General features: G+C 69.5%; 17 protein-coding genes and 2 pseudogenes. 12 read left to right on the top strand and 7 right to left on the bottom strand.

Translation table 11 applies throughout. From position 1 onward, the window contains the following. Window positions 1-111: 111 nt before the first annotated feature. Window positions 112-645, top strand: a pseudogene (locus tag ACH492_RS37455) (Scr1 family TA system antitoxin-like transcriptional regulator); the annotation flags it as partial. Here the strand turns inward: ACH492_RS37455 and ACH492_RS37450 are convergent. The 3 genes from ACH492_RS37450 to ACH492_RS37440 form a co-directional block, all read right to left on the bottom strand. Then, window positions 552-1,571, bottom strand: coding sequence for an SMI1/KNR4 family protein (locus tag ACH492_RS37450; protein WP_398993522.1), 1,020 nt, complete (start codon window positions 1,569-1,571; stop codon window positions 552-554). The pseudogene ACH492_RS37455 and the gene ACH492_RS37450 overlap by 94 nt on opposite strands. Window positions 1,572-1,871: 300 nt before the next feature. Beyond that, window positions 1,872-3,467: an N-acetylmuramoyl-L-alanine amidase gene (locus ACH492_RS37445; protein ID WP_398993499.1), complete on the bottom strand. Its 1,596-nt coding sequence runs from the start codon at window positions 3,465-3,467 to the stop codon at window positions 1,872-1,874. Window positions 3,468-3,877: 410 nt separating this feature from the next. Beyond that, window positions 3,878-4,348 (bottom strand): hypothetical protein, encoded by a 471-nt coding sequence (locus ACH492_RS37440; protein WP_398993497.1) that lies wholly within the window; start codon window positions 4,346-4,348, stop codon window positions 3,878-3,880. A gap of 257 nt (window positions 4,349-4,605) precedes the next feature. On the opposite strand from ACH492_RS37440, the pseudogene ACH492_RS37435 reads away from it, so the two are divergent. The 4 genes and pseudogenes from ACH492_RS37435 to ACH492_RS37420 all read left to right on the top strand — a co-directional run. Then, window positions 4,606-4,815, top strand: a pseudogene (locus tag ACH492_RS37435) (hypothetical protein); the annotation flags it as partial. Then, window positions 4,802-4,936 carry a hypothetical protein gene (locus ACH492_RS37430; RefSeq protein ID WP_398993495.1) on the top strand — a complete coding sequence of 45 codons (135 nt, stop codon included), beginning with the start codon at window positions 4,802-4,804 and terminating at the stop codon, window positions 4,934-4,936. The pseudogene ACH492_RS37435 and the gene ACH492_RS37430, both read left to right, overlap by 14 nt. 130 nt (window positions 4,937-5,066) lie before the next feature. Continuing rightward, entirely contained in the window at window positions 5,067-5,381 is a 315-nt protein-coding gene (locus tag ACH492_RS37425) for a hypothetical protein (RefSeq protein WP_398993493.1), read from the top strand. Between the two features lie 260 nt (window positions 5,382-5,641). Continuing rightward, window positions 5,642-5,827 carry a hypothetical protein gene (locus ACH492_RS37420; RefSeq protein ID WP_398993491.1) on the top strand — a complete coding sequence of 62 codons (186 nt, stop codon included), beginning with the start codon at window positions 5,642-5,644 and terminating at the stop codon, window positions 5,825-5,827. A gap of 201 nt (window positions 5,828-6,028) precedes the next feature. Here ACH492_RS37420 and ACH492_RS37415 read toward each other — a convergent pair whose 3' ends face one another. Beyond that, a complete protein-coding gene (locus tag ACH492_RS37415) occupies window positions 6,029-6,367 on the bottom strand; it encodes a hypothetical protein (RefSeq protein ID WP_398993490.1) in 339 nt (112 codons plus the stop codon). A gap of 1 nt (window position 6,368) precedes the next feature. Between ACH492_RS37415 and ACH492_RS37410 the strand changes: the two genes are divergently transcribed. Together ACH492_RS37410 and ACH492_RS37405 are read left to right on the top strand one after the other, a co-directional pair. Then, window positions 6,369-6,935 carry a L,D-transpeptidase gene (locus tag ACH492_RS37410; protein ID WP_398993488.1) on the top strand — a complete coding sequence of 189 codons (567 nt, stop codon included), beginning with the start codon at window positions 6,369-6,371 and terminating at the stop codon, window positions 6,933-6,935. A 24-nt stretch (window positions 6,936-6,959) separates the two neighbouring features. Then, the gene (locus tag ACH492_RS37405; RefSeq protein ID WP_398993486.1) at window positions 6,960-7,823 is read left to right on the top strand and encodes a hypothetical protein; all 864 of its coding nucleotides are present in this window, start codon (window positions 6,960-6,962) and stop codon (window positions 7,821-7,823) included. A gap of 24 nt (window positions 7,824-7,847) precedes the next feature. Here the strand turns inward: ACH492_RS37405 and ACH492_RS37400 are convergent, their stop codons facing one another. Beyond that, window positions 7,848-8,969 carry a hypothetical protein gene (locus ACH492_RS37400; RefSeq protein ID WP_398993484.1) on the bottom strand — a complete coding sequence of 374 codons (1,122 nt, stop codon included), beginning with the start codon at window positions 8,967-8,969 and terminating at the stop codon, window positions 7,848-7,850. A 188-nt stretch (window positions 8,970-9,157) separates the two neighbouring features. On the opposite strand from ACH492_RS37400, the gene ACH492_RS37395 reads away from it, so the two are divergent. The 3 genes from ACH492_RS37395 (at window position 9,158) to ACH492_RS37385 (ending at window position 11,627) form a co-directional block, all read left to right on the top strand. Further along, window positions 9,158-9,577 (top strand): hypothetical protein, encoded by a 420-nt coding sequence (locus tag ACH492_RS37395; RefSeq protein WP_398993482.1) that lies wholly within the window; start codon window positions 9,158-9,160, stop codon window positions 9,575-9,577. A gap of 284 nt (window positions 9,578-9,861) precedes the next feature. Continuing rightward, complete coding sequence (locus ACH492_RS37390; RefSeq protein ID WP_398993480.1) at window positions 9,862-10,599, top strand: RNA polymerase sigma factor; 738 nt, start codon at window positions 9,862-9,864, stop codon at window positions 10,597-10,599. Beyond that, window positions 10,599-11,627, top strand: a complete 1,029-nt coding sequence (locus ACH492_RS37385) for a hypothetical protein (protein ID WP_398993478.1) — start codon at window positions 10,599-10,601, stop codon at window positions 11,625-11,627. The genes ACH492_RS37390 and ACH492_RS37385 overlap by 1 nt, the downstream gene beginning before the upstream one ends. Before the next feature lie 197 nt (window positions 11,628-11,824). Here ACH492_RS37385 and ACH492_RS37380 read toward each other — a convergent pair whose 3' ends face one another. After that, the gene (locus ACH492_RS37380) at window positions 11,825-12,724 is read right to left on the bottom strand and encodes a peptidoglycan-binding protein (RefSeq protein WP_398993476.1); all 900 of its coding nucleotides are present in this window, start codon (window positions 12,722-12,724) and stop codon (window positions 11,825-11,827) included. 193 nt (window positions 12,725-12,917) lie between these two features. Here ACH492_RS37380 and ACH492_RS37375 point away from each other — a divergent pair, with 193 nt between their 5' ends. Continuing rightward, the gene (locus ACH492_RS37375; protein WP_398993475.1) at window positions 12,918-14,498 is read left to right on the top strand and encodes a methylmalonyl-CoA mutase; all 1,581 of its coding nucleotides are present in this window, start codon (window positions 12,918-12,920) and stop codon (window positions 14,496-14,498) included. Window positions 14,499-14,574: 76 nt separating this feature from the next. Next, the gene (gene leuE, locus ACH492_RS37370) at window positions 14,575-15,228 is read left to right on the top strand and encodes a leucine efflux protein LeuE (protein ID WP_398993473.1); all 654 of its coding nucleotides are present in this window, start codon (window positions 14,575-14,577) and stop codon (window positions 15,226-15,228) included. Here the strand turns inward: leuE and ACH492_RS37365 are convergent. Next, entirely contained in the window at window positions 15,215-16,642 is a 1,428-nt protein-coding gene (locus ACH492_RS37365) for an FAD-dependent oxidoreductase (RefSeq protein WP_398993471.1), read from the bottom strand. The genes leuE and ACH492_RS37365 overlap by 14 nt on opposite strands.

The following is a 16,642-nucleotide window of genomic DNA, read 5'->3' as shown; positions in this document are numbered from 1 at the left end:
ACTCGTACAGTGAGTGACTGTACGAGTGCGAAGGGTGGACGGTACGAGTAACTGGCTGTGACCATGGGTGACTTGGCAGGGTTGATCGTGAACGCCCCGGGGGTCACCGGCATGACAGAAGTAACCGAGCCCGAACCGTCCGACAGTCTCAAGACCTTTGGTGCCGCGCTCCAGGCATTCCGGGAGCACGCGAGGCTCACGCAGGAGGCGCTGGCGCCGCAGATGCAGTACTCGGCGCACTACCTGGCCTCCATCGAGCAGGGCAGACGGTTCCCGTCGGACGAGTTCATCGAGCGGGCGGAGACGGCGCTGGATGCCCGCGGGGTGCTGCGCAAGGCGGCGCGGCAGCTGTCGGGGAAGCAGGGGTTGGCGGCTTGGTTTGTGCAGTGGGCAGGGCTTGAGACGCATGCGATCAGCCTCGACACGTACGAATCCCGGTTGATTCCAGGGCTGTTGCAGACGGAGGCCTACGCGCGAGTGCTGTTCCGGGGTCAGTTGCCGCCGCTGAGTGACGAGCAGATCGACGCGCAGCTGGCGGCGCGGCTGGAGCGTCAACGGCTGCTGCGGGAGCGGCCGAACACCGCATTCAGCTTCATCCTCGAAGAGCATTTGTTTCTGCGCAGTCGGCGGAGGTTGGGGGCCGCGGTGAGCGGGGCGAGGTCGACGAGGGCGGTGGCGTCGTTGATGTGGATTGCCTGGACGGTGGACGGGACCTCGTCGGGGATGTCGCCGATGATCTGCCGGAGGTCGGGGGCGCGGGCGGGTTCCAGTAGGGAGATGTACTCGCCGCGTATCTCGTATGCGCCTTGGTCCAGCAGTTCCAGGTAGTGGCCGAGGAGTGAGGTGACCGACTCGGCGACATAGTGGGGCCCGTCGTGGTAGTCGCGGCCGGTGCGGATGATCTGGCCGGGGCGGCCGTCCTGGGCCGGGTCCGTGTCGACGGCCAGGAAGTTGCCGTCCTCGCTGGTGCCGAAACGCACCCAGCCGGGGTGGCCTCCGCAACGGCGGACAGTTTTGGCGGGGGTGGTGTCGAAGACGACGGCGTCCCATTCCAAGTCCCAGCCGAACCACGGCGGTTCGCCTGCACCCCACTCGGTGCGCTCGGCGACGAGGCTCTCCAGCGACAGCCAAGTGTTGCCCCGGAAGAGGCCGCGGGTCTCGTAGCCCACGCCGTCGCCGTCGGCGATCAGGTACAGCGCCCGCAGGTCGGCGGGCAGGCGGCGGCCGAGGCGGCGTTCGGCTTCGTCGATCGCGGCGGCGGTGGCGGGCGGAGGCAGTTCGTCGAGCTGCCCCAGGATCGTGGCACGCCGCTCGAGGTAGGCGCGGAAGCGGGTCACGGCCAGCTCGGAGTCGCCTGCCGGTGCGGCGGTGCCGGGCTCCTGGTGCAGGCCCGGCTGCGGCAACTGGTAGTCGGGGTCCAGGACCACTTGGAAGCCGCCGCCCGTACCGGTCACCCGGGTGACGGCGTCGTGGAAGGCGACGAGCCGGTACTCGCCGGACGGCCGGCACTGGATCTCGAGGCTGACGGATTCCCAGCCTCGGTCTTCGCGCAGTGTCTCCGCCAGTGCCATGAGTTCCACGAAGGGGTTGGGCACACCGTCGTTCCAACGGCCCCTCTGCGGGGTGTAGCCGCCGGTCACCGAGGTACCGCCCCGCCCTGCCCGGCTGTGCAGCACTGCGTGCGTCCAGCCGTTCGGGGCGTTCGCGACGATCGCCTCGACTATCGGTCGTACCGCCTGCTCCACCATGCTCTTCTCCTGTGTTGTCGTATTTCCGGGCAGCTTCGCAGCGACCTCTGACATGGAATTGAGACGAGTGATGGCAACGGCCGGGGCCCTTTTGCAGGGCCCCGGCCCCAGTCGTCGTAGAGGTCAGCCTGCGGCGTACGGCGAACTGCCCGCGGCCGTACGGATCCCCGGGAGCGCGGAGTAGAGCGTCGCGCCGGGGCACAGCGTGGCGTATCCGTCGCGGTGTCCGGAGATGGTGTTGAGCGTGGCCGCCTGGCCCTTCGTCCAGACGCCGGTGTCTGCGGCGGCGGTGAGCGTCACCTTGGCCTGCGGGTCGACGCCGTGCAGGCCCAGCTTCCAGGCGGCGACGTCGGCGACAGCCTGCTTGGCCGCGGCCGTCGGCGTGCCGCCGTTTTCGTAGTTGCCGAGCATCGAGATGCCCGACGAGTAGCTGTTGAAGCCGTAGGTGTGGGCGCCGAGTATGGGGCGGTCCACGCCGCCGGCGCGGCCCTCGAAGACCGTTCCGCACTTGTCGACGAAGAAGTGGTAGCCGATGTCGTTCCAGCCGTTCGTCTTCACGTGGAACGTGAGGATCGCGCGGATGATGGCGGGTGAATCGGCACACTCGTAGTTGTTCGTCCCGGCGGTGTGGTGGACGAAGACCGCGTCGACCTTGCTGAGGTACGAGGGCGGGTCCTGGACGAGCGACTCGTCCGCGCCCCATTCGGCCCGGCTGACGATGGCCGGGCGAGTCGGAGCGGCCGGAGTGGTGGTCGAGGCGGTCGGCTCGGGGGAGCCGGTCGGGTTGACGGTGGGGTCAGGGTCCGTGGGCTCGTCCGTGGGCGCCGTGCTCGGCGTCGGCTCGGCCGGGGGCTCGCTGGTGGCGGGCTCGGTCGACGGCTGTCCGGAGGGTTCCTCGGTGGGCGCCTCGGTCGGGGCGTCCGTGGGCTCGCCCGTCGGGTCGGTACCAGGGGCCGACTCGGACGGTTCGGTGGACGGAGCCGGCTCCTCGGGCGGGAGGGCCGAACCGGTCGGCTCGTCGGTGGGAGGCGTGGTGGCCTCGCCGGGATCGGTGCCGGGTGCGTCGCTGGTGGCCGGGTCGCTCGTCGGAGCGGGGTCCGAGGGCTGCGTGGTGGGGTCGGCGGACGTTTCCGTCGTGGTGGGCGCCGCCGTGGGCTTGCCCTTCCCCTTGCCGCCACCGCTGCCCTTGCCGCCCTTTGCGGTCTCGCCCGGGTCGATCATGTCGAGCCGGAGCGCCTTGGGCACCGCGGTCTCTTCGCCGTCCGCCAGGACCCGGGCCTCGATCCCGTCCGAAGGCCCGACCCACAGCGGCTCCGAAGCGCCGCGCACACCCGAGGTCTTGCCTTCGGCGGACTCCGGCGCGCGTACGTCGAAGTCGAGATCCTGCCACTCGGTCCAGGTGCCGGTGGCGGCCTGACGCGTGCGTATCTGGGCGGTGCCTTCGAAGGTGTCGGTGCTGTCCTCCCAGGAGACGCCGACGAGCGAGTACGACTGCGTCTCGGTGCGCGTGAGCGTGCGCTTCTTGGGGTCCTTGCCGTCCAGGGCGATCGTGTGCGCCTTTGCCGGGCGCGTCCCGTCGTCAGGACCGGCGCTTTCGGATGTTCCGGTGACGGCGACCGCCGTGACTCCGCTGCCGGCCAGCACGACGGCTCCTGCCGCCAGCCAGATCGTGCGCTTCTTCATACTCGCCCGCCGGGCGCGGGCTCTTCTCGGACTCATGTCCCATCCCTCGTCTACGCGGCTGATCAGTACCCGTGGCCTGTGGTGGCCGACGGGAGTTCGGGTGTTCAGGTATGCGGGTGTGCGGATGACCCCCAGGCCGAACGGGCAACGAGGCGGCGGCAGCGCGGTTGCGTCGGCGCAAGGCCGCACTCCTGCTTCGGCTGCACGGAGTTGGGGGATCCGCTCTTCCGCCGGACGGCGCAGCGGTTATACACGAGTGCCGCGTCAGGACACACCCGATCGGACAAACCGGACAGTGTGCCTCGCGCCGCACACGGAGCGACCGACCAGCGCCGGATTCATCCGAATAGTCCGTCCGCTCGCATCCTGGCGCACGCCTGGTATAGAACCGGCGCGATTTCGCCGTGCCGACCTCGACCTCGCGTTTCCCCCATCGACCCGAAGGGTTACTTCGTGCTGCCCTCGTCCCGTAACTTCTCCGCCGCGCTTGCCGCGACCTGCGCGATATTCCTGGCGTCGGCGTGCGGGCAGCGGGGCGGCCAAGACTCCCCGGCCGCCGCTGAGGTGGTGCCCAGCTCCAGCAGCTTCGCGTCGGACGCGCCCGCCTCGTCGGCCTCGCCGAGCAGCTCGGCCTCCGCCGCCGCGTCGGCATCCCCTTCCGCTTCCGCGTCGCCGTCCGGCAGCGCGTCGGCGTCCTCCGACGGCTCCAGCGCCCCGGCGGCCGGCGGCACGGAGAAGACGCAGACCGCCCCGGCACCCGCCACCGCCCCGGACTTCCCCGTGCCGGTCAACGTCGGCAACGCCACGCAGGTCATCACCGTGAAAGCGAGCGGCTCGTACGCCACGGTGACGGCATGGGCGAAGGGTTCGTCCGGCTGGAAGGCGGTCATCTCCGACAGCGGCCGGGTCGGATCCAACGGTGTCAAGGATGGCCAGCAAGATCGAGCGCTACGGGTGGACGCATCTGACCGGGGACAACAAACTGTTCATGTCGGTCGTTCCCGTCTACGGGGATCCGCATTCGGCTGTTCCCGCAACCGTTCAGGTGGGAATAACCACGTTTGGACCCCAGGGAATCATCGTGAACACATTCTCGTGCACTGCGATCAACTCCCCTACCGGCAGGGGTTCGACGTGCTAGAAGGGGCATAGGCGTGGCAACGCTTTCAGAGATACCGACCCGGACCTCCGGGCCATGCCCGTCCTCTGCAAGGCGGCCGGCGATGACGAGACCGGCCGCGGCCTCGCACTTCTCGATGCCCTGGCCCTGCGCTGGGGCGTGGAGCAGGGACCCGGCAGCAAGACCGTGTGGTGCGAGCTGCCTGCGGACGACGTGACGCGTCCTGACGCGCTGCCCGCCTTGGTCACACATGCGTCGTCCTGACCAGATGGGCCGGTCGGTGACGTCGTTCCACGACCTGCGCCGTATCGCTGCTGCCAGGAAGTCGGGTGGCGACTACGACTCGCACTTGCAGAGCGGCAAGCTGTCCGGGCTCGCACACTGATGTGCGGGCAGCGAAGGCGTTCCGTGACGAAGTGGAGCTGCAGGGAGATCGTGAAGCTCGCCACTCGCTGCAGTCCTGGAGGGATCCGCCTGGCGCGCAGAGGCGTAATACGCCGTGATATGCTCTTGGTATGCCGAAGACCCGGATTTCGATCAGCCTCGACCCCGAGGATGCCGAGCGCATCAGGACGGTCGCCGTCGAGAATGGCCTCGACGTCTCTGCGTTCCTGGTCATGGCGGGTCGCAAGGAGGCTGCCCGGCTGGCGCGGATAGCGGAGTCATTCGCCGACATCGATGCCGCGATCGCGGAGGCGGAGGCGGAGGCGGAGACCCTTCCCTGGCCGCCCGACGGTGATGTCGATGCGGAGGAGCTGGCCCGTATCGAAGCAGAGATTGCGGCGGCCCGTGCCGAGTCCGCCGCGCGTCGGCGCGGGGCCGCTGCGTGAACCTGGGTTGTCCCACCTGTCCCGATCTTGACTCTCTCGGTGACGTCGTCTACGACGCCGGGATGCTCATCGCCCTCACAGACAAGAGGCCCGGGTCCGCCCTCGCCAGGCACCGGGCCTTCTGCCGGAACGGACTTCCGGTGGTGCCGGCCCCTGTGGTTGCACAGGCTTGGCGGGGCGGGGCGGCGCGGGCTCATCTCGCCAGAGCGCTCAAGGAGTGTGCGGTGGTGTGTTGCTACACGGACACGGAATGGCGGCGCGTGGGCGAGCTGATCGGGAGGGCGGAGCTGCCTGCCAAGAAGCGTCCCGATCCCGTTGACGGGCTGGTCGCGCTCACCGCGCTGCAGATCGGTGCCGCGTTGGTCGCGACGTCCGATCCCGGGGACATTCAGGCGTATCTGAATCAGCTGCCCGGCGCGGAGCCGATCATTCCCGTAGGTATCTGAGCACGTCGGACGGTGGCGGGGCCGGTGGACACCGAGACCATCGGATGCGGGGCGTCAAGTGACGGATGAATTCGGGCGCTTCGCCGGAACGTCCGCGGGGATTGGTCCGAAAGGTCCTCAGGTTCGCATCCTGGCGTCGGCTTGGTATATAACCAGCCAGATTTCCCCGCGTTCGGCCGACCACGACCAGCAACCGAAGGATTACATCGTGCTGCCCTCGTCCCGTAGGTTCTCCGCCGCACTGGCTGCCACCGGCGCGCTGTTCCTGGTGTCGGCGTGCGGAGGCCAGGGCGAGACTGCCCCGGCCGCGGATGTCGCAGCCAGTGCCGAGAGCGCGGCGACGCCGGACGTGTCCACCTCGTCCGCCTCTCCGAGCAGTTCCCCTTCCGCTTCGGCTTCCCCCTCCGCCTCTGCGTCCGCGTCGCCGTCCGGCAGCGCGTCGCCATCCTCCAGCGGCTCCCGCGCCGCGGCGGCCGGCGGTGCGGAGAAGGGGCAGTCCTCCGCGGCACCCGCGGCGCCGAACTTCCCCGTTCCGGTCAACGTGGGCAATGCCACCCAGGTCATCACTGTGAAGGCGAGCGGCTCGTACGCCACGGTGACCGCCTGGGCCAAGGGTTCGTCCGGCTGGAAGTCGGTCATCTCCGACAGCGGCCGGGTCGGGTCGAACGGCGTTGTCGATGGCGCCACCCGCAGGCAGAGCACTTACACCACGCCGTCGGGCACCTACACCATCACCGAGGGCTTCGGCGTTGAGTCCAGCGGCACGAGCATGCCCTACACGCGGGTCAACTCCAGCCACTGGTGGGTCCAGGACCCCGAGTCGAAGTTCTACAACCAGATGCACACCGAGGCCGGGGCCGACTTCCCGCTCACCGAGAGCGGCGAGCGGGGCAGCGAACACCTCATCAACTACCCGACGCAGTACGCCAAGGCCCTGGTCATCAACTTCAACCGCTGGCCGGCCACGCCGGGCCGCGGAGCCGGGATCTTCCTGCACGTCAACGGCAAGGGGGCGACCGCGGGTTGCGTATCGGTGCCGCGCGGCACCATGGACCGGATCATGGGCTGGATCAAGCCCGGCGCGCACCCGCGCATCGCCATCGGCTGACCCGCCGGCCGAAGGAGCGTGAACATGCGAGTGAACTACAGACTTGCCGCGCTGATCATCCCGCTCTCCGTTTCGTTGATCGGTTGCTCTGCGGAAGGGGAGCCGACGGAGTCGGTCGAGTCGGCTGAGTCCACGAGCCCCGGAGTAAAGACAACGAAGCCTGCGAAGCCGGTCACCGCAGAGGACTTTCTTGACCGAGCCGAAGAGGCGATGTCAGCCCAGGGCGGCTGGACGTTCGCGGTGAAGGGCAGTGAGAGTCTCGTCTTTCAGGGGCAGACGAGCGCCGCTTCTTACGAAGCCACCGTGAGGCGGACCCAGGCCCCTGCGGCTTTCCATTCCTCAGGGTTCGTCATCAGTAGGGGGAAGCGTAAGCCTGAAGAGATCTTTGTGATCGGTGGTACGCAGTACGTCAAGGAAGGAGGGGACGCCTGGAAGCACGGCCCCGTCTCCGACCCGGACATGAAGAACAAAGTGGAAGACCCTGTGGCTGCCATAGGGGAGTTCAGGAAGTACCTACAAGAGTCGGGGGATGACGTCACGCTGACCAAGGCGGGAGGGAAGATTCGACTCCAAGTCCGCTCCGGTTCACGGAAGTTGTCGGAGGTGAGGGACCGGTCCTTTGCCGAGAAGGTTGTACGCGAGCTGAAGCCGACCCTGAAGCAACTCCAGAAGGCCGGGGTTTCAGCGACCGAGGACCAACTCACCCTGTCCCGGCTGGAGGAGACGCTGATCCTCGACCCCGAAACGTACAGAGTCGAATCCCACCGGTTCCGTTTCGGTTTTCTGATCCCCTATCGCGGACAGGACATCACCTATGGCCAGGATGTGAACGAGGAGAACGGGGGGGTGTTCGACGGGCGCATCGAGCTTCCTACAGGGGTGAATTGAGCGGGGAGAGACGTTCCCTCACGGCTACTCAACGTCGGCCAACGGCTCGAAGTCGATGTGGTCCAGCGGGTCTTTCACCCGGCCGAGACTCGGCAGGCCCTCCGTGGCGAACCGGCCGCGCAGCCACTCAAGCAGGGTCTCGGTGAGCCTGCCGGTCAGCGGCGGGCCCTGTTCGGCGTGGCGTGGGTAGACGATCAGCGGCCAGTCGTCCGGTGTGGGGCCCTCGGTGAGCCAGCCCAGTCGGTCGCCGTCGATGGAGTCGGCGAACGGGAGGAAGCCGCCCGGCTCCGGCCAGACCGCCAGCGGCTGGAACTGCGGGTGTTCGGCGCGCAGTCCACGGTAGGCGTCGCAGACCCACCTGACCTCCTCGGCAAGTCCGTGCTCGCCGGTGCTCAGAGGGGCGCTGACTCTGAGCCAGTTCGTCCAGCAGCCGCCTCCGTACGTCTCCATCAGGGTCACGTACTCCGCCGGCAGCCGCGTGCCGAGGTGCTCGTACAGCCACTCCCATGTGCCGTCTCCGAGAAACGGCTTTCGCGGCGGCGGTACGAGTGCGGTCAGCGCCGCCAAGCCCATGCCCTCGGTGAGCGCGGCGCGCTGCTGCGGGGTCGGTGCCGGGCGCGGGACCGGCGGGGTCCACGGGCCGGGGTCGACTTCGGTCAGGAAGGCCGTGCGGCTCGCGCTCGGCCGGAGGCCCTCGCCGATGAGCGTGGTGAGGGTGGGCAGCAGTGGAGTGCTGTAGCGGTGCCAGGGGTCCGCGCCCGCGCGAGCCCCGTCCTTGTGGAAGGTGACGACCGGCCACTCGTCGGGGTCGTCGGACGCCGTGGTGTCCCAGTACAGAAGGTCGCACATCCGGGTCTCGCCCCACGGGAGCAGTCCCTCTGGCGCCTCCCGCCGTGCGCCCTCCAGCCAGTTGCCGTACTCGAACCAGCCCGCCCTGGCGCACGGTATGTGCAGCCAGAGGAACTCCCCGATGTCCAGCGGACCGTACGCGGAGGCGATCGCCTTGTAGTCGGCGGGCAGCCGCAGTCCGAGCCAGGACTCGACGGTGTCCCAGTCGACGGGGACGGGGGCGGGAGCCGGGGCGGCGGCGGCCGGGGGTTGGCCGAATAGTTCCGCGAAGGCGGTGACGTATGAGGCCGGTGTCATGGGGCGCATCCTGGCACGTTGGCGTGAATGGTGAGGGTGGACGACGCCCGAGCCGTGAAAATGGTTGTACGGGTGGCTTGAACTCATGCGTGAGAACGAACACTTCAGCTTGGCGTGATGTTCTTCATGCACATGCCGCTGGGTCTGGCATGGATACGGACTTTGGAGTGCTGCCAGGTGCTGCCGAGATGCGCGTCTATGCCGCCGGGGTCGTCGACCGGCTGACGGCGCGCAGCCGGCTGCCGCTCGACTACTCCGTTGCCAGTCTGCGGATCGTCGACTTCATGGTGGACGGGGTACGGCGCGGCCGTCCGGAGATCGGGCGGGTCGCCGGGCTCCTCCAGGGCCTCGGGGCGTACGCGGGAGAGGTGATCGTCCGGCGGGCCGGCGCCCGGTGGGTGGACCTGGACCCGGAGCAGCGGGAGCTGTTCGGCCAGCCGGTGGGGATCCGGATGCCCGACGGGCGCGTGTGGAATCCGCTCGGCAAGGTGGTCAACCGCTTCGAGCTGGGCGGCCCGGAGGAGTCGATGCAGCGCTTCTATCTGCTGCTGCACGGGCGGGCGCGCAAGGCCGCCGCGCCGGATGCCCCATCGGTCGTGTGCTGCTGACGGAGCGGCCCTGACGTAGAAGGAGCGGCCCCGGACGTAGAAGGACGACCGGGGCCGCCACCCCCCACAGGAGAGGCCCCGGTCGTCTTTCGCCGGGGCGGCAGAGCCGCCCCGTACTTCTCTCAGCGCCGAGCGTGCGGTTTCTGTCACACCCCGCTGTGTCGGCACGTTGTTGCTGGTTGTACAAATTATGGACGTGGCACCCTGCAAGCACGTAGCGTGCTGATTCGCGCAGGGCGGCGCGGCAGTGATGACCAGCTGCGATTTCAGGACAGGTTGGGGTAGTGCTGGGGGACGACGCGGAGTTGACCGCCGCGGTGCTCGCGGCACAGGACGGGGACGAGAGTGCCTTCCGTACTGTGTACCGCGCCGTGCACCCGCGGCTGCTCGGCTATGTACGCACTCTGGTAGGCGAACCGGACGCCGAGGACGTCGCGTCCGAAGCCTGGCTGCAGGTCGCCCGCGACCTCGACCGGTTCAGCGGCGACGCGGACCGCTTCCGCGGCTGGGCCGCACGGATCGCCCGCAACCGCGCCCTGGACCACATACGCATGCGCGGCCGTCGCCCCGCCGTCGGGGGCGACGAGACCGAGCTCACCGGCAAGGCAGCCGACTCGGACACCGCTGACGAGGCCATGGAGGCTCTCGCCACCGGCAACACGATGGCCCTCATCGCCCAGCTGCCGCAGGACCAGGCGGAGGCCGTCGTTCTGCGCGTCGTGGTCGGCCTCGACGCGAAGAGCGCGGCCAAGACGCTGGGCAAGCGGCCCGGCGCGGTACGCACCGCTGCGCACCGTGGGCTGAAGAGGCTGGCCGAGCTGCTGGGCGAAGAAGCCGCCCCGGCCCTCAGCGAGGACACCGCGCCGGCCCTCTGCGAGGACGGCGGCGAAGCGGACCACGTAAACCCTGGTGCCGACCGCGCGGATCTGAACGGCGTACCGCCGCAGCGCGGCCCCCGACCGGGCGCGACGGCACCCGCCGGTGTGACGCATTCACGCCTGCGGACGCAGAAGGACATGTGATGGCCGACGAGCGGTACGAGTGGCTTGACAGGGAAGCGGCGGAGCGGCTGCTGCGCGGTGAACCGGTCGAGGCCGCCGACGAACACGCCCGTATCCAGGCCGCGCGACTGTCCCGAGAGCTGTACGGAATGGGCAGACCCAGCCACTCCGGCTACTTGGACGGCGGTGAAATGCCCGGCGAGGCGGCCGCATTGGCCGCGTTCCGGAAGTCCAGGGCAGACGCCGACGCGCCCGCGGGGGACATGCTCGGGACCGTACGTCTCACCCCTTCCACGCGCTCCGCTTCCACGCACCGCGCGCCCCGCACGATCTTCGCCCGCCCGGTGCGCTTCGGGCTTGTCGCCGCGGTGGCCGGCTGCGCGCTCGGCGGCGTCGCCGTCGCCGCGGGCACGGGCTTCCTGGGGTCGCCCTTCGGCGGCGATCCGCAGCCCGCGTCCTCCGTCTCGGCCGCCGCGACCCCGGGGCCGCTGGCCTCCGAGTCGCAGACCGGCGGGGGAACGGTCGCACCACCGCCGATCGCGGGCTCGCCCAGTACGCCACCGGTGTCACCCCCGGCGAGTAACGGCGGCGAGCAGCCGGACCCGTCGAGCGGCGCGGACGGCGGCTCGGGCAAGCGGCAGGGCGACCCGGACGACAAGTCCCCCGACCAGAACGCCGAGTCGTACCGCAAGTCGGTCGACGCCTGTCGCGACTACCGCAGTGGCGACATCGCACCCGACCGCAAGCGGCAGCTCGAGGAGGCGGCCAAGGGGGCGAGCCGGGTGGAGCGCTTCTGCGACCGGCTGCTCGACGGCGACACCAAGGGCGGCGGCAAGAGCGACGGTGGCGGCGACAGCGGTGGCGGCGACGACGGCGGCGACAGCGGTGACGACGACGGGAAGGGCCACGGCGCCCCCGCCTTGGAGAGCCACTCGGGCGGCGCTTCCCTGCCGCCCGTCTCCTGGGCGCCACTGCCCGCGGAGCCCGCGCCCCTGCCGTCCGAAAGTGCATCCCTGCCTTCGTCCGGCGTTGCCCTTAACGCATTCTGACCTGCGATTTCCCGGCAGTGACGATTTTCGGCCGCCCAGGTGTGACGTTTTTTGAAGCCACGGCGCAGTAGAGAGTGAGCCGACTGGTCATCGGCTGCGCCAGAGCCGGGGTTCCCCCCGTACCTACGGCTCGGCGCAAACGGCGCGGGCGGGACACGTTCCCCCGGTCCTGCCCGCGCCACATTCACCCCTCGCGCTCACCAATAGATGACGACGCGGTCACCGTTGCGGACCTGCGCGAAGAGCGAGGCGAGCTTCCCCTCGTTCCGGACATTGACGCAGCCGTGCGAAGCGCCGTTGTAGCCCCGCGCTGCGAAGTCCGCCGAGTAGTGCACCGCCTGGCCGCCGCTGAAGAACATCGCGTACGGCATGGGCGTGTGGTAGATCGACGAGACGTGGTGCCGTGACTTCTGGAAGACGCTGAAGGCGCCCTCACGCGTCGGCGTGTACTGCGAGCCGAAACGCACGTCCATCGTCGACTGCACCTTGCCGTCGATCACCCAGGAGAGCGTGCGGGTGGTCTTGCTGATGCACATCACCCGGCCCGTCTTGCAGCGCGGGTCCAGCTTCGCCGACGGCTTGTTGACGGTCCTGCCGTTCAGTTCGTCGCGCGTCGGCTTCTTCGTCATGGCGAGCAGCTTCTGCCAGGTCACGGCGTCCGTGTCGCCCGTCGTCGACAGCCCGCGCTTGCCCTGGAAGCCCTTGACGGACGCAACCGTCACGGGACCGTACGTGCCGGTCGGGGTGTCGTCGAACCAGCCGATCTGAGCCAGCCTGGCCTGCAGCTCGCGCACCCGCTCGCCCTTCGAGCCGCTCGCCATCAGGACCTCGGGCTTCGCGGTCGTGGCGGACTCGCTCGGCTTCGCCGACGGCGTGTCCGGGTCCGACGTGGAAGGCGTCGGCGTCGATGTGTCGCCCGGCGCGGGCGCGGTGCTGCCCGGCTTTGCGTCGGCCGCCGGCCGGCCGGTGGCCGCCTGCGCCATACAACCGGTGGTCACGGCCAGTACGGCGGCCGCGGCGAGCGTTCTGCGTATGACGGTTCTGCGTATGCCGGCTCTGCGTATGACAGCTCTATGTATGACGGCTTTCCGAAGCATGTACGTCCCCCCTGTATTTCCTGTGCCTCATGAGACAGATTCCCGCTCTGCCCGGTTGCGCAATCCCGCGCATTATGGGGAAGAAGCTGTGAGGAAGGCCCCAGCGCGTGGCCCTCCACCCGTACCGGGCCCGCCGCTACAGTCCGTCGCGAGGGTCGGTTACCAACGAGTAGCTTCAGTGGAGGCACACATCATGGCGCGCGAGTCCGAGTCGGGACTGCCCATCGAACCGGTCTACGGGCCGGACGCACTGGAGGGGTGGGACCCGGCCGAGAAGCTGGGCGAGCCCGGCTCGTACCCCTTCACCCGCGGCGTCTACCCGACGATGTACACCGGCCGTCCCTGGACGATGCGCCAGTACGCGGGCTTCGGCACCGCCGTCGAGTCCAACGCCCGCTACAAGGACCTCATCGCCCACGGCACCATGGGCCTGTCCGTCGCCTTCGACCTGCCGACGCAGATGGGGCACGACTCGGACGCGCCCATCGCGCACGGCGAGGTCGGCAAGGTCGGCGTCGCCATCGACTCGCTCGACGACATGCGGGTGCTGTTCGACGGGATCCCGCTGGACAAGGTCTCCACGTCGATGACGATCAACGCGCCGGCCGCGCTGCTCCTGCTGCTGTACCAACTCGTCGGCGAGGAGCAGGGCGTCCCCGCGGACAAGCTCACCGGCACCATCCAGAACGATGTGCTCAAGGAGTACATCGCCCGCGGCACGTACATCTTCCCGCCCAAGCCCTCGCTGCGGCTGATCGCCGACATCTTCAAGTACTGCAAGGCCGAGATCCCGAAGTGGAACACCATCTCGATCTCCGGCTATCACATGGCGGAGGCCGGGGCCTCGCCCGCGCAGGAGATCGCGTTCACGCTCGCGGACGGCATTGAGTACGTCCGTACGGCCGTGGCCGCGGGCATGGACGTGGACGACTTCGCGCCGCGCCTGTCGTTCTTCTTCGTCGCCCGTACGACGATCCTGGAGGAGGTCGCCAAGTTCCGTGCCGCGCGCAGGATCTGGGCGAAGGTGATGCGCGAGGAGTTCGGTGCGAAGAACCCCAAGTCGCTGATGCTGCGCTTCCACACGCAGACCGCGGGTGTGCAACTGACCGCGCAGCAGCCCGAGGTGAACCTGGTGCGGGTGGCCGTCCAGGGGCTCGCGGCGGTGCTCGGCGGCACGCAGTCGCTGCACACCAACTCCTTCGACGAGGCGATCGCGCTCCCGACGGACAAGTCGGCCCGGCTCGCTCTGCGTACGCAGCAGGTCCTCGCGTACGAGACGGATGTGACCGCGACCGTCGACCCGTTCGCCGGCTCCTATGTCGTGGAGAAGATGACGGACGAAGTGGAGGCGGCGGCGCTGGCGCTGATGCAGCGGGTCGAGGACCTGGGCGGCGCGGTCAGCGCGATCGAGCACGGCTTCCAGAAGAACGAGATCGAGCACAGCGCCTACCGCATCGCGCAGGAGACCGACAGCGGCGAGCGCGTCGTCGTCGGCGTCAACCGCTTCACGCTGGATGCCGAGGAGCCGTACGAGCCGCTGCGCGTCGACCCGGCGATCGAGGCTCAGCAGGCGGAACGGCTTGCGAAGCTGCGGGCGGAGCGCGACCAGCAGGCGGTGGATACGGCACTGGCCGCGCTGCGGAAGGCCGCGGAGGGCACGGACAACGTCCTTTACCCGATGAAGGACGCGCTGAAGGCGCGGGCGACGGTGGGCGAGGTGTGCGACGCGCTGCGCGCGGTGTGGGGCACCTATGTCCCCACGGATGCGTTTTGAGCGGATCCGGCACGCCTCATTCCGCGATACGAAAAGCAAAGGCGGAGTGTCGTACCCATGTGCGACACTCCGCTTCATGCTGGGTGTTACCGATATGACGACCTACCTCGTAGGCCTTGTTCTGATCATTCTGCTGCCGGGGCCGAACTCCCTGTACGTACTCTCGGTCGCCGCACGCCGTGGTGTGCGCACGGGCTATACGGCCGCCGCCGGTGTGTGGTGTGGCGACGCCGTGCTGATGGTGCTGTCCGCGGCGGGCGTCGCCTCGCTGCTCCAGGCCAACGCCGTGCTCTGCGGGATCGTGAAGTTCGCGGGCGCCGGCTATCTGACCTGGCTGGCGATCGGGATGCTGCGCGCGGCCTGGTCGATGTGGCGCACCCGGCGCGAGCGGACGATCGAGGAGCCGGCCGCGGACGGTGCTTCCGCGGCCGAGCGGCCCTTCCGCAGGGCCTTTGTGATCAGCCTGTTCAACCCGAAGGCGATCCTCTTCTTCATCGCCTTCTTCGTGCAGTTCGTCGATCCGGGCTACGCCTACCCCGCGCTGTCCTTCGTGGTGCTCGGTGTGCTCGCGCAGCTGGCGAGCTTCCTCTATCTGACTCTGCTGATCTTCACCGGCACCCACCTGGCGGCCGCGTTCCGCCGCCGCAGGCGCCTGTCGGCGGGAGCGACGTCGGCGGCCGGCGCGCTGTTCCTCGGCTTCGCGGTGAAGCTCTCGCTCAGCAGCTCCTGACCCGCTCCAGCCACTCGGTCAGCCCCGCCGCGGACTCGCCCGCCCAGCCGACATAGCCGTCGGGCCTGACCAGGAAGAGCCCCTTTCCGTACGGCTCGTAGGCGTCGATGCGGTGTACGTGCACCAACTGGCCGTCCAGCGGCGGAAGTTCCGCGTCCGTGCCGATCGCGAGCAGCGTGAAGTGCGGGCCGCGGAAGAGGTCGAACAGCCGGGTCCCGCCGGGCAGCGGGCCGTCCGGGGCGCGGTCGCCCGCCTCCAGCGCGCCGCCGGCCCCGATGCCTCCTGAAGCGAGCGGGCCGCCGCGGTAGCCCAGGCCGAGCTGCATGGTGGCCGCGCCGCGCTGCTCCTCGCCGCGGTGGATGCGGGTGGACAGGCCCAGAATCTGTGCGGCGACGGGCAGCCGCTCCTGTTCGTAGGTGTCGAGCAGCGCCTCGGGCGCGCCGTGGCGCAGCACCTGGCCGAGCTTCCAGCCGAGGTTGTACGCGTCCTGGACGCTGGTGTTGAGGCCCTGCCCGCCGGCGGGGGAGTGGATGTGCGCGGCGTCGCCCGCGAGGAACACACGCCCCTCGCGGAAGCGGTCGGCCATGGCGGCGCGCGGCCGGAAGTCCGATGCCCACAGCACCTCGGTGACCTCGTCCGCGGCCAGATGGCTGCGGGCGGCCACCAGCGCCCGTATCCCCGCGGGTGAGGTGTCGGGCCCGCCTTCGGTGAACTGGCCGATGAGCTGGAAGTCGTCGGTGCCCGGCAGCGGGCAGACGGCGAGGTGGCCGGTGCCGTCGCCGGGGAAGATGTGCCAGCTCAGACGGTCCAGCGATGGGATGCGGACGTCGGCGACGAGCATCGGCGCCGGGTCGACGTCCTCGCCGGTCATCGGGATGCCGAGCGCCCGGCGCACCGTGCTTCGGCCGCCGTCGGCGGCCACCGCGTACGACGCGCGGATCTCCCCCGTCGAGAGCCCGGCCGTCACCGTGTGCGCGTCCTGCCTGATCCCGGTCAGGGCGGTGCCGAAGGCGACGCTGCCGCCCAGCTCCGTCAGGCGCGCGTGCAGGATCTGCTGGGTGCGCCACTGCGGGAGCAGCCAGGGTTCTGTATACGGTTCGGCCTCCGAGGGCGCGGGCCGCTCGAACATGTCGTGCTCGCCCTGCCGGGCGCCGTCCTGCCAGATCATGCCGACCGGGGCCCGGCCGCCGGATGCGAGGACCGCGTCCACGACCCCGAGGTCGTCGAAGACTTCCATGGTGCGCGGCTGGATGCCCTTGCCGCGCGATCCGGGGAAGAGCGCGTCCGACTGCTCGACGACGAGGGTACGCACGCCGCGGCGGGCCAGATCGCAGGCGAGAGCGAGCCCGGTGGGCCCGGCCCCGACGACGAGGACGTCCACGTCCTTCGCTTCCTTAACGCTGTTAAGTTCCAT

It is taken from the genome of Streptomyces sp. NPDC019443 (assembly GCF_044389785.1).
Taxonomy (GTDB): domain Bacteria; phylum Actinomycetota; class Actinomycetes; order Streptomycetales; family Streptomycetaceae; genus Streptomyces.
Note: the sequence above shows the minus strand (reverse complement) of the source record. Positions and strands in the feature narration are given on the sequence as shown.

Bases quoted from the DNA above. Each gene is read 5' to 3' on its own strand.
- ACH492_RS37365 (WP_398993471.1), bottom strand. From the start codon at position 16,642: ATGGAACTTAACAGCGTTAAGGAAGCGAAGGACGTGGACGTCCTCGTC.
- leuE (WP_398993473.1), top strand. From the start codon at position 14,575: ATGCTGGGTGTTACCGATATGACGACCTACCTCGTAGGCCTTGTTCTG.
- ACH492_RS37375 (WP_398993475.1), top strand. From the start codon at position 12,918: ATGGCGCGCGAGTCCGAGTCGGGACTGCCCATCGAACCGGTCTACGGG.
- ACH492_RS37380 (WP_398993476.1), bottom strand. From the start codon at position 12,724: ATGCTTCGGAAAGCCGTCATACATAGAGCTGTCATACGCAGAGCCGGC.
- ACH492_RS37385 (WP_398993478.1), top strand. From the start codon at position 10,599: ATGGCCGACGAGCGGTACGAGTGGCTTGACAGGGAAGCGGCGGAGCGG.
- ACH492_RS37430 (WP_398993495.1), top strand. From the start codon at position 4,802: ATGCGTCGTCCTGACCAGATGGGCCGGTCGGTGACGTCGTTCCACGAC.
- ACH492_RS37425 (WP_398993493.1), top strand. From the start codon at position 5,067: ATGCCGAAGACCCGGATTTCGATCAGCCTCGACCCCGAGGATGCCGAG.
- ACH492_RS37395 (WP_398993482.1), top strand. From the start codon at position 9,158: ATGCGCGTCTATGCCGCCGGGGTCGTCGACCGGCTGACGGCGCGCAGC.
- ACH492_RS37450 (WP_398993522.1), bottom strand. From the start codon at position 1,571: ATGGCACTGGCGGAGACACTGCGCGAAGACCGAGGCTGGGAATCCGTC.
- ACH492_RS37405 (WP_398993486.1), top strand. From the start codon at position 6,960: ATGCGAGTGAACTACAGACTTGCCGCGCTGATCATCCCGCTCTCCGTT.
- ACH492_RS37400 (WP_398993484.1), bottom strand. From the start codon at position 8,969: ATGACACCGGCCTCATACGTCACCGCCTTCGCGGAACTATTCGGCCAA.
- ACH492_RS37445 (WP_398993499.1), bottom strand. From the start codon at position 3,467: ATGAGTCCGAGAAGAGCCCGCGCCCGGCGGGCGAGTATGAAGAAGCGC.